The sequence below is a fragment of the Leptolyngbya sp. Heron Island J genome, from assembly GCF_000482245.1.
GTDB lineage: Bacteria > Cyanobacteriota > Cyanobacteriia > Phormidesmidales > Phormidesmidaceae > Leptothoe.
In genome coordinates, this window is the sequence record NZ_AWNH01000050.1 from 1 (window position 1) to 10,466 (window position 10,466).

10 protein-coding genes are annotated in these 10,466 nt (G+C 48.4%); 3 read left to right on the plus strand and 7 right to left on the minus strand.

Annotated features, from left to right (window positions below; genetic code table 11):
• Positions 1-123: 123 nt before the first annotated feature.
• Entirely contained in the window at positions 124-363 is a 240-nt protein-coding gene (locus tag N836_RS75880; protein ID WP_152532111.1) for a hypothetical protein, read from the minus strand.
• A 13-nt stretch (positions 364-376) separates the two neighbouring features.
• On the opposite strand from N836_RS75880, the gene ltrA reads away from it, so the two are divergent.
• Both ltrA and N836_RS77055 read left to right on the plus strand, forming a co-directional pair.
• The gene (ltrA, locus tag N836_RS54275; protein WP_023072111.1) at positions 377-2,053 is read left to right on the plus strand and encodes a group II intron reverse transcriptase/maturase; all 1,677 of its coding nucleotides are present in this window, start codon (positions 377-379) and stop codon (positions 2,051-2,053) included.
• Positions 2,002-2,322 carry a hypothetical protein gene (locus tag N836_RS77055; RefSeq protein ID WP_200867425.1) on the plus strand — a complete coding sequence of 107 codons (321 nt, stop codon included), beginning with the start codon at positions 2,002-2,004 and terminating at the stop codon, positions 2,320-2,322. Before ltrA ends, N836_RS77055 begins: the two co-directional genes overlap by 52 nt.
• Positions 2,323-3,236: 914 nt before the next feature.
• On the opposite strand, the gene N836_RS54285 is transcribed toward N836_RS77055, so the two are convergent.
• The 6 genes from N836_RS54285 to N836_RS54305 form a co-directional block, all read right to left on the minus strand.
• Positions 3,237-4,178 (minus strand): S-layer homology domain-containing protein, encoded by a 942-nt coding sequence (locus tag N836_RS54285; RefSeq protein WP_023073235.1) that lies wholly within the window; start codon positions 4,176-4,178, stop codon positions 3,237-3,239.
• 180 nt (positions 4,179-4,358) lie between these two features.
• Positions 4,359-4,553 (minus strand): hypothetical protein, encoded by a 195-nt coding sequence (locus N836_RS54290; protein WP_023073236.1) that lies wholly within the window; start codon positions 4,551-4,553, stop codon positions 4,359-4,361.
• 124 nt (positions 4,554-4,677) lie between these two features.
• Positions 4,678-4,968 (minus strand): Calvin cycle protein CP12, encoded by a 291-nt coding sequence (locus tag N836_RS54295; protein ID WP_023073237.1) that lies wholly within the window; start codon positions 4,966-4,968, stop codon positions 4,678-4,680.
• Between the two features lie 322 nt (positions 4,969-5,290).
• Complete coding sequence (locus tag N836_RS0138260; RefSeq protein ID WP_023073238.1) at positions 5,291-5,605, minus strand: DUF2811 domain-containing protein; 315 nt, start codon at positions 5,603-5,605, stop codon at positions 5,291-5,293.
• 1,356 nt (positions 5,606-6,961) lie between these two features.
• Positions 6,962-7,285, minus strand: coding sequence for a Calvin cycle protein CP12 (locus N836_RS54300; protein WP_023073240.1), 324 nt, complete (start codon positions 7,283-7,285; stop codon positions 6,962-6,964).
• A 902-nt stretch (positions 7,286-8,187) separates the two neighbouring features.
• Complete coding sequence (locus tag N836_RS54305) at positions 8,188-8,637, minus strand: YaiI/YqxD family protein (protein WP_023073241.1); 450 nt, start codon at positions 8,635-8,637, stop codon at positions 8,188-8,190.
• Between the two features lie 132 nt (positions 8,638-8,769).
• On the opposite strand from N836_RS54305, the gene N836_RS54310 reads away from it, so the two are divergent.
• On the plus strand, positions 8,770-10,419 hold the full coding sequence (locus tag N836_RS54310) for an IS1634 family transposase (protein ID WP_031292849.1): 1,650 nt from the start codon (positions 8,770-8,772) through the stop codon (positions 10,417-10,419).
• Positions 10,420-10,466: the final 47 nt, after the last annotated feature.

The following is a 10,466-nucleotide window of genomic DNA, read 5'->3' on the forward strand; positions in this document are numbered from 1 at the left end:
CTTCCTACCATTCGAAGGGAGACAAAAAGGGATCAGCTCTAATGGGCAACTCCTGGGCTACCGTAACCTTCCCGGAATAGAGTTGAGACCTAACGATGTTGTATCTCGACAGTGTAAAACAGGCTAACCCCCACTGGGTCCGAGGGAGAAAGGTCGTTTCCCTCGGTAAGCAGACCGCAAGGAACGCCGAATACCCAAGGGGGGAGAGGATGTCAAAGAAGCGAAGGCCGTCACCCGAAAGGGAGCAGGAAACAGGGCAAGTCCTTGATAACTGGACGGATAGGGCAATACCCAACCGGAAACGGAGCTGACTTTGACAGGTGATGCTTGCAGAAGATGACCGAGTGACGAAACCGAACTCAAGGGAAAAGTTAGGATGCGTGCGAGCGCAAACGTAACCAAGAGCACCACCGACTGGCATCGCGTTAATTGGCGTGAGGTCCGACGACGGGTGAGGAATCTGAGACGACGAATCTTTAAGGCAACGGAAAAGGGAAACTGGCGAAAGGTCCGCAATCTCCAACGTCTGATGCTTCGGAGTTACTCCAACACGCTGCTGGCTGTGCGCAGAGCGACTCAAGAGAACGCCGGAAAGAAGACCGCAGGGGTGGACCGGGTGCTGGTGAAAACCTCAAAAGAACGAGGGAAACTGGTGGACGACCTGATCAACCACCCAGACTGGCAACCTAAACCCGTCAGGCGAATCTATATTCCCAAAAACAACGGCAAACTACGTCCCTTAGGAATTCCAACTATTCGAGATCGCTGCTTACAGGCACTGGTCAAGAATGCGCTGGAACCCTGCTGGGAAGCACAGTTTGAAGGCACAAGCTACGGCTTTCGTCCAGGCAGAAGCCCCCACGATGCGTTGGAAAAGATACAAGTATCGACAACACCGCATCGGAAAAAGAAATGGGTGGTCGATGCTGATATCCGAGGGTGCTTTGACAACATAAGCCAAGACTATTTGATGTCTAAGATCGGGAATTTTCCCGGTCGCCGACTGATCAAGGAATGGCTGAAAGCAGGGTATGTGGACCAAGATGTGTTCCATCAACCGACTACAGGCACCCCACAAGGTGGAATTATCAGCCCTCTGCTAGCTAACATCGCGTTACACGGGATGGAAGCAGCCCTGGGAGTCAAATACGACTCCTGTGGCGAAAGCAGAGGACCGAGAATTCTGGTGAGATATGCTGACGACTTTGTCATCTTATGCGAATCCCAACCTGATGCTATCAAGGCCAAGGAGGAAGCCCAATCCTGGCTCCAGGAAGTCGGTCTAGAACTCTCTGAGGAAAAGACTCGAATTGCCCACCTCACGGAAGGCTTTGATTTCTTGGGATTCAATGTAAGACACTACAAAACCAGCAAGACGAGAACCGGATACAAGCTGCTCATCAAACCCAGCAAGGACTTTCTGAAACGCACTCGTCGCGACATCAGGGAAGTCTTCCTGAATCATCGTGGCAAATCAACGTTGACGTTGATAGCGGCGATGAACCCCATCATTCGTGGCAAGGCCAACTATATGAAGTCGATGGTCTCTAGTGAAGCTTTTAGCAGCCTAGATCACTATCTCTTTATACGACAGTTTCGCCATGCCAAGCGGACTCATCCAAGGAAAAACAGTACTTGGCGAGTCAATCGATACTGGGGACGTTTCAACCTTCAGAGACCCAATAACAAATGGGTCTTTGGAGATAAGGAAACAGGGGCCTATATGCTTAAGTTTTCCTGGTTCAAAATCGAACGACATCGACTCGTCCGTAAACGCAGCTCCCCCGATGATCCCGCTCTCCAAGCTTACTGGGCGGAACGCAATCGACGGGAAGGAGCCACTGAAGCAGAAAAACTCGGGAAAATCCGCCGAACAGTGGCCAAAAAGCAGGACTTTCAATGCCCTGTCTGTGGAGCCTCACTCTTTAATAGTGAACCGCTTCACCTCCATCACATTATTCCTCAATGCGAAGGAGGAACTAACGAGGTCAAGAACCTTGTATGGCTACACGAGTTCTGTCACCAACAGGTGCACTACTCACAAATCCCCTAATCCGTGCATTGCTTGAGCCGGATGCGGTGAAAGTCGCACGTCCGGTTCTGAGGGGGGAAGGGAGTGGTAACGCTCCCGACCTACCCGACCTCCCGCTGGTCCTGTTTACAACCATGAGCAAGCCCATCGCCGCCGCCCGCATTCCCCATAGTTGGGACGAGCAGATACGTGCGATCGCAACCGAAACCGGTCAAACTCCCAGCGATGTGGTTAAAGAAGGGATTGGATTTAGAGCAAACAGATCCAAATGGTGTTACATCCATGAATAATGCAGGCTAAGGCATTTCTGAAATTGGCTAAGGAAAGGTGGCTCACTCACCGCATAACTCTGCTTATCCTTAACTCCATACTTCATATAAGAAGCCCCCATGAGTCTTAGCATCCATGGGGGCCTCGGGTTAGATATAGAGGGTTAAGTAAACTAGTGCTCTGTCTACTTAGATATAGGGTTCGAGCTAGGGAGTTATGGCATAACGGGCTTTGTCCGTGAGTCCACTTTAGTCCGACACTGTTCCAAACTAGGGCCTTTGCAAGATCAGACTATGGTCTGCTTACACAACCATCAAGTTTCCCTAGTTTAGGTGTGTGATCACAGCGCAATCAGCGGCTGGGGTATTGACTAAAGGATTCAAAGCATATTTTTTTGCCGTGGCCCAGTAAGTTGTAGCGTTGGGCAGCTGGTCTAGTGAAGCTTTAAAGCACAACAGCACCCAGAACGATCTACCTGAGGAAATCTTCTACATTAGACAAGACTCTCTAGAGTTGTTCCGCGAAAAGTTTTTTTCACTAAAAACAAAGCTCTCTAGTGCAAGCAAGAAGAAATATCAGTGACCTGGTTGGGTGCTGGCATTGATCTTTCAAACGATTCTAATGGGATATCGATTGTTGACCTCCTTTGTTGTGGTTATAAGCTTTTCAGCTCATGTATAGAGCATACCGATGTGAGTGATTGTATGTCTCCTCTCTGACATAAACGGTAATGTTATTTGTTTTTGTTACTGGTCAGTGAAGTGGGTCTAGGGTGTGCTGCTGAAGTACTTTCGGCCCTTGCCATATCATGTGGCGCTGAGTCAGGCGGCACGGTTTGAGTCGTGGAAGCAATTGACAAATCGCTTAATTGCTTCAGCGCAGACTGAGTGCCAAAAGGTAAGTTCTGTCTGCCCGCATCTAGCTCTGTAATTGCTCACAGTTCTTCTGTGCACTGTCTATGGACAGCTGGTGGTCCGAAAGAAAAGCTAGGGTCGCCAGCCATGCGAATATGTCTCAGTGCGTATTCACCACTGTGAGGCACGACTTCTGCGCGGAGAATTGGGTCATCTAAGCTAGCCTGACCTTGATAGGCCAGAGTTAAATACATCATGACGGCAGCTTCACCCCGGCTGAGAGGTGGTCTATAGGGATAAAACTCAAGCGGCCAGTCTAGGGCGACCAGGTTAGCTAGTAGCGAACCATGAAGTGCTGGCGCAAACCAGGCGTTTTCCATCACACGGCCATTGATGAAGTAATCAGTGCCGATAATGGAGGGTTCTTCTCCACTTCGTTGTTTGAGGCTGTCAATTTGTGGAACGAGGTTTAGACCTGCTGCTAATGAGGCGACGGCTTCGGCATAGTTGATTGTTTGCTGCGGACGAAACGTTCCATCGGGATAGCCTGATATCATGCCAGTTCTAAAAGCCTGCAACGTGGTTTGGTAATGCGGGTTCGGCGTCGATGGGTCAGAGGTCAGCGTTGCGGGTACATCTGAGAACGGACATTTCCAAGCGGGACTATCTGGACAGATGGGGGCATTGGCCACTGGGTTGCTTGCGGCATCGGGGCGATTAGGCAAATCGAGAATGTTTACCGAGAGTGCAATCCATTCCCCTCGTGTAATCGGACATCCTGGTCGAAAGCGTTGCTCTGAACTGTCTAAATAGGATGTTTGAGCAGGATTATTTCCGGCGAGCCAGTTAATGATGTGACGGCTCCAATGAGTGGCAATATCGTCAAAAGAATCAGCTTGTTCTGTCAGAGTGGCTTGGTCTTCTACGGGTTGCTCTGCTGACGCATGGGGGGTGAATTGTATCCCGAGAAATAAACTGAGGATTGATGATGGCAAGCTTGTGCCTGGAAGATATCTAAACATCGTGGCTCCTCTGCTAGTGTCCACATACCCAAACTTAGGCTAAATCGGTAGAATGAGGCCTAAATACTGAGATTTGATACCTTTACTGCTGAAGCAATTCACCGTTTAATCAGTATAGGTATGAGGTTGAGGTGCTGCATGCCAAAGCCTAGCATCTGCAATGTATTTGAGAAACGATGATTAATTGGTGCGTAAGTGTTGAATGCTTGCGTTGGCGTAGCTGCTCCAACGGAGCATCGCTGGGGCTTTTGGCTGAATGGCTGCGCCTGTGGTCACGTAATCGCCGCCTATGTCTAGAAAAGTTGTTGCGATCGCAATCCCACCCAACTCCCTGAACTCCGCCTGAGGGTGTTGCCAGGCATTGAACTTTTTCACAGTTGTTACCCTCTGGCAAGACGGTCTCCTTTTTAGCAATAAAAAACCTCTGCTGCTTGGACAGAGGTTTTAAGTATGCATATTAGTAAAGAGAGATTCTGACTGAGTACAAGTACCTCATGGACTAAACGTCATATATGCGAGCTTCAGGAGCGTCGGGATGCTCGGCACAGTAGCGGACAAAAGTCGTTGTCAGACTTGTCTTGCGGTGACCGGCCTTTGCTGTTTCTAGTTCTTCGACGGCTTCCCAAGCAAGGGCTGCATCAATGCTTTGGGGGCCGTGCATCTCGGTGAGGCGACGGGCATGCTCTAGTGCGGCCTTGAGTTGCGTTGCAAATGTTGATTCGGATGATGGCGTCTGTCGCGGCGTAGAGATTACAGAAGCTGTTGTGGGCGCAATCGTGGTGTAAGCCATAGTGAGACCTGCCTTGGTTGTGAACTGTTCGTAGCTTGCGTATAACCTTAGCGGATGTAAATATCTAAAACAGATAAGTTTCATCTATAATTAATCAGCTTTCTTTACCTAGCTCCTACGGGGACAAGCCGGACTAAGGACTATTTGCGTTCAAAACAATTGGCAGTTATTTTGGCAACAATGCGCTCGTACATCAGACACCTCAGCCAACGTTAGCCGCGACTGCCAGAGTGCGACCTTTCAACGTAATAAAATCCCCCATAACACACATTGCCATGGGGGTCAGGTTAGATATCGAGGCTCAGGCAATGCCGATGCATCGCTAGGCGGCACAGCCAAACAAGCTATCCAAGTAGAGTCGATTTACCTGGGGCTGATTTACACCATTTTGCATGAGAAAAAGGGATAGAGCGGCCTGCATGATCCGCTCCTGGCTCCAGAGTTCATGGGTATTCAAATAGTCTTGCATGGACAAATGTAGCGACTCGGGAATCTCGATCATAAGGCTGACAGTGGCTGGAGCTGACGAAATGGGTGTCATGGCGAAACGCTCTTCAATGTATAGGCACAACAAACTGGGGTCTGGCAATAACCCTTTGCCCAAATAGCCATAGGGGGCTAACGATATTTGGGACACAGGGCAAAGAAGAATGACCAGAACGCCTGATGCAGTGGAGCTTCATTGTGCAGGAGCCAATCACAATTGGCAATGCCCGTCAGTCTTTAGAATGTTCTAATTCAAAAATTGAGCTAACGAGACCAAGCGGGTTAAACCTGTATTTTTGTTACATTTCTTCGTGAATTATAAGTGATCCCCGACAATCAAGGTTTTCCACAGAATCCCGCTCCGAGGCGAATCCTGGTAGCAGCCTGGGGATAAGTCCGACTGAGTTGGGGATAAGTCTTGGGAAAACCTGGGGAAAACGGCTGTGTATATTAAGAAAAAATAAGTCGTGATTTTACTTAGAAGGCCCTTGGTTCATACGAAGTTTCTTGACACTCAAACACCTGTCTCAGGACGGATTGAATATTGAAAGCCAGCGAACTCAGCAGCAGCGGCAACGGGGGCAATGGCGATTCGTCCGGCTTGTCGAAACTAATCAAATAAGAAGCCCCATAGACCTTTAAGGCTCATGGAGGCTTCGATTTAGATATAGAGGGTAAGTAATACAGTGTCCTGTTTACTCAGATAGAAGGTTCGCGATAAGAAGTTATGCCATAACGTGCTTTGTCGATGTCTCCACTGTAGGTCAGAGAAGGGGTCAACAGCCCCCTGAGCAGGCTATCCCTACGATCTGCTTACACAGCCATCAATTTTTCTTGGTTTGTGTCGGCGATCACTGTGGTGTGGTCGCATTCATTATTAGCTAAAGGATTCTGAGGGGATTGGATGGCGTGACCCAATGATTTGTAGTGTTGGGCACTCCACTGCATGTTGATTTAAAATACAACAGCACCCATAACAATCAACAGAGGAACTCTTCTACATTAAGCAAGACTTTTCAGAGTTGTTGTATATCAGGCGAACCTACTATAAACAGGGCTCTCTAGTGCTAGTAAGAAGAAATATCAGTGATGTGTTTGGGTGCTGTTGTTGAACAGTCGGATGATTCTATCGAAATATCTATCGTTAGACCTCCTTTTATTGTGGCTATGAGCTTTTCAACTCATGTGTACAGCATATTCCTGCAATGCTTTAAAATCTCTTCTCTGATACAAATAGTAACGTTGTTATTTTTCACTATTAGCCGCGCCCATCAGTGAAAGAACTCTATGAATGCTTAGGGATGGCACAGCCAGACAGCAGAGACCAACGTTTATCTAGTGACGAGAGCGGTAGGCTCATTCATGGCGTGCTGCATTCACCATGGGTAACTGACAGCTTAGGGATTCAGTCCCTTTTTGGACAATAAAAAGTCTCTGCCAAATTGGCAGAGACCTGGAGCGTACGTATTGGCAGAGAGATAATGACTAAGTACGAGTATCTAGTGACCTAAACGTCGTATATGCGAGATTCAAGCGCGTGGGGATGCTCAGCACAATAACGGGCAAATGCCATGTTTGGAGTGACCCTTGGCTGCCGAGCCTTGGCCATTTGCAGTTCTTCAACGGCTTCCCAGGCAATGGCTGCATCAATGCTTTTGGGTCCGTGCATATCAGTGAGACGACGAGCGTGTTCTAATGCGGCTTTTAGCTGGACTTCAAACGTTGATTCAGAAGATGGTGTCTGTCGCGGCGTAGAGATTGAAGGAGCTGTAGTCGTTGCAACAGTGGTGTAAGACATCAGTGATAACCAGCTTTGTTGTGAACTATTCATAGCCTACCTATAAACTTTGCAAATACAAAGCCGCAAATCATATAAGTTTCATCTATTAGTTATCAGTTTTTTTTACCTATCAGTATCGGCATAAAATCAGCTGTGGTTGATAGTCCTCAACCTCTAACTGATGGGAAAGTCTTTGCCAGTATGGCAAAGACTCTAGGGAGAGAGTTGGAAGCCCCCATGAACACTAAGTCTCACGGGGGCTTCGGTTTAGATATAGAGTGGAATTCAATAAATCGTTCTTCTATGAGTTCACTCTAGGTCAGAGAGATTCCCATGGCAGCCTCTGGAGGCGAAACCTATCGCTTCCTTACATAACCATCAAGTTTGCTTGGTGTGTGTCTGTGATCACTGTGTCTGGAGCGAATGGGGGTTTGACTGAAGGATTAACGGGCTATTGTTTGCTGTAGCCCATTAAGTTGTAGCGATGGGCAATGGGTCGAGAAAAGTCTTGAGAAAATCCTTTAAACACAACAACACCCAGAACACTCAACTGAGGAACTCTTCTAGAATAAACAAGACTCTTTAGAGATGTTTAATGTAAGCAAACCTACTATAAACAGGGCTCTCTAGTGCTAGTAAGAAGAAATATCAGTGATGTGTTTGGGTGTTGTTTTTGATCCGTCGGATGATTCTATCGAAATATCTATCGTTAGACCTCCTTTTGTTGTGGGTATGAGCTTTTCAACTCATGTGTACAGCATATTCCTGTAGTGGTGCAATATCTCTTCTCTGATACAAACGTTAACGTTGTTATTTCTCACTGTTGTTGCAGCCTATCAGTGAGATCAGTCTATGGGATGTCAGTGGGCTGCAGCCACGCTGGCCTCAGTCAAGTGTTGTGGTGAATCCGAGTATGAGATCCAGGCAAAGCATGAGCAACGTAATCAATTGCCCTATCCCTTATGCTTAGCCAGGAAGCGATCAAGCTGGTTAGCAAAGGCTTCACGATCGCGATTACTTAAAGCTGGTGGTCCACCAGCTTCAATACCACTACTGCGTAGAGTTTCCATAAAGTTACGCATCGATAGCCGCTCTCGAATATTTCCCTCATCGTAAAATTCTCCCCTGGGATTGAGGGCATAGCCACCTTTCTCAATCACGTTGGCTGCCAGGGGAATATCGGCCGTAATCACCAGGTCGCCAGCTACCATTTGTTGCACGATGTAATTATCTGCCACATCCATCCCCGAGCGCACCTGCACCGATTCAATGCAATCAAAGGCAGGGATCTGGATGGGCGCATTGGCGACCAAGATTAGATGAATCTGTAGGCGTTTGGCCGCTCGATACAGAATCTCTTTAATGACATTAGGGCAAGCGTCTGCATCAACCCAAATTTGCATAAAACTCTGTTAAAAAAATACTAGAACAGAAAAGTATGCTTGATTTTAAACCCACATTCCGCCCTCTGGATTGTCACATTTGGAATAATGAGCGATGATACACGTCAACATCGTCGCAAAGGGTAGCCTCTTATCGATATCGTCGTCCAAACCGTAGACCATCTAGGCATCGTCGCGGGTATTGTCGATGAGCTGGGTGTGGTTGAGACCATCAATGAGTGTCTTGGCCAAGATCCGCATGAGCAGATCAGCGCCGGGATAGCAGTAAAAGCGATGATCTTGAATGGGTTGGGGTTTGTATCTGCCCCGTTGTATTTGTTCGAGCAGTTTTTCGAAAGCAAAGCCACCGAGCATCTGCTAGGCTCCGATGTCTTGCCTCAGTATCTGAATGATGATCGCTTAGGGCGTGTGTTAGATCGTCTCTATCAAACGGGCATCACATCTGTGTTTTTGGCCATTTGCCTGGAAGCCGTCAAGCGCTTTGACGTTAGCTGTGAGCGAGCCCACTTAGATGCCACGTCGATGAGTGTGTCTGGGGACTATGTACAATCGACTGATACGGGTTCCCTAGCCGCAACGGTGCCGATTCAAGTCTGCCATGGCTATTCGCGTGACCATCGCCCTGACTTGAAACAGTTTGTGATGAATCTGGTGTGCTGGGGAGATGGCGATATCCCAGCCTTCCTCGAACTGGCCGATGGGAATCAATCGGATAAAGCTCGCTTTGCCGGACTCCTCGGCGAGTTCCAGCAACAATGGGAGTTTGAAGGGGTCCATGTTGCCGATTCGGCGCTCTACAGTGCCGATAATGTGCAGCAATTGGGAAGCTTGCGGTGGATCTCTCGGGTACCGTTAACCCTGGCCCAAGCCAATGCCCTGATTGAAGACATCGACGACAGTGCTTTTCGTCCCAGTCAGCGCGACGGGTATCGCATCGCTGAGGTGTGTTGCACCTATGGCGATGTACAGCAACGGTGGATTGTGGTTGAATCGAGCCACCGTCAAGCCTCGGACTTGAAACAATGGGAGAAGCGGTGCGCCAAATCCACCCAACGCAAACAAACTGAGTTAGACCGTCTTAGCCATCAACCGTTTGCGTGTGAAGCGGATGCCCAGAAGGCAGTAGAGCGGTTTGAGAAGACCTTAAACTACCATCTCATCACGGACTCTAACATCGTTAAACAGGCTCACTATGGCCACCCCGGACGACCGGCCAAAACCGCCCCACCGACCTCCGTGAGCTATCACGTTCAGGCCACCTTGACACTCGACCCTGAGGCCGACGCCCTGCAACGGCGCAGAGCAGGACGATTTATCCTGGCCACCAATGTCTTGGCATCACCTGAGATCCCTCTGGAGGAGGCAGACACTGACTCAATCCACCTTTCAACCGATGAGATTCTCTCCGAATATAAGGCGCAACAGGGCACCGAGCGAGGGTTTCGGTTTCTAAAAGACCCATTATTTTTCACCTCCAGTGTCTTTCTTAAATCCCCTGAGCGCATCATGGCGTTGGGGATGATTATGGGCCTGTGTTTACTGGTCTATAATCTAGGCCAGCGACAACTTCGAAATGCTTTGAAAGTTGCCCATGAAACCCTGCCTAACCAACTTGGTAAACTGACTGAAACGCCGACGCTACGATGGGTCTTTCAATGTTTCATGGCCATTCATATGGTCAGTATTAATGGCCAACAGCAGATCGTAAATCTGACCGAAAATCACCGAAACATTCTGCGTTTCCTTGGCTCTGCTTCACAAGCCTACTACTTACTCTGTTGAGAAAACGCATTATTGTCAATGTGCCACTTAAGAGGGCGGAATGTCGG

Excerpts from the sequence above, each read along its gene's own strand:
- N836_RS54305 (WP_023073241.1), bottom strand. The coding sequence starts at position 8,637 with ATGCAAATTTGGGTTGATGCAGACGCTTGCCCTAATGTCATTAAAGAG.
- N836_RS77055 (WP_200867425.1), top strand. The coding sequence starts at position 2,002 with ATGGCTACACGAGTTCTGTCACCAACAGGTGCACTACTCACAAATCCC.
- N836_RS54285 (WP_023073235.1), bottom strand. The coding sequence starts at position 4,178 with ATGTTTAGATATCTTCCAGGCACAAGCTTGCCATCATCAATCCTCAGT.
- N836_RS54300 (WP_023073240.1), bottom strand. The coding sequence starts at position 7,285 with ATGAATAGTTCACAACAAAGCTGGTTATCACTGATGTCTTACACCACT.
- ltrA (WP_023072111.1), top strand. The coding sequence starts at position 377 with ATGCGTGCGAGCGCAAACGTAACCAAGAGCACCACCGACTGGCATCGC.
- N836_RS54295 (WP_023073237.1), bottom strand. The coding sequence starts at position 4,968 with ATGGCTTACACCACGATTGCGCCCACAACAGCTTCTGTAATCTCTACG.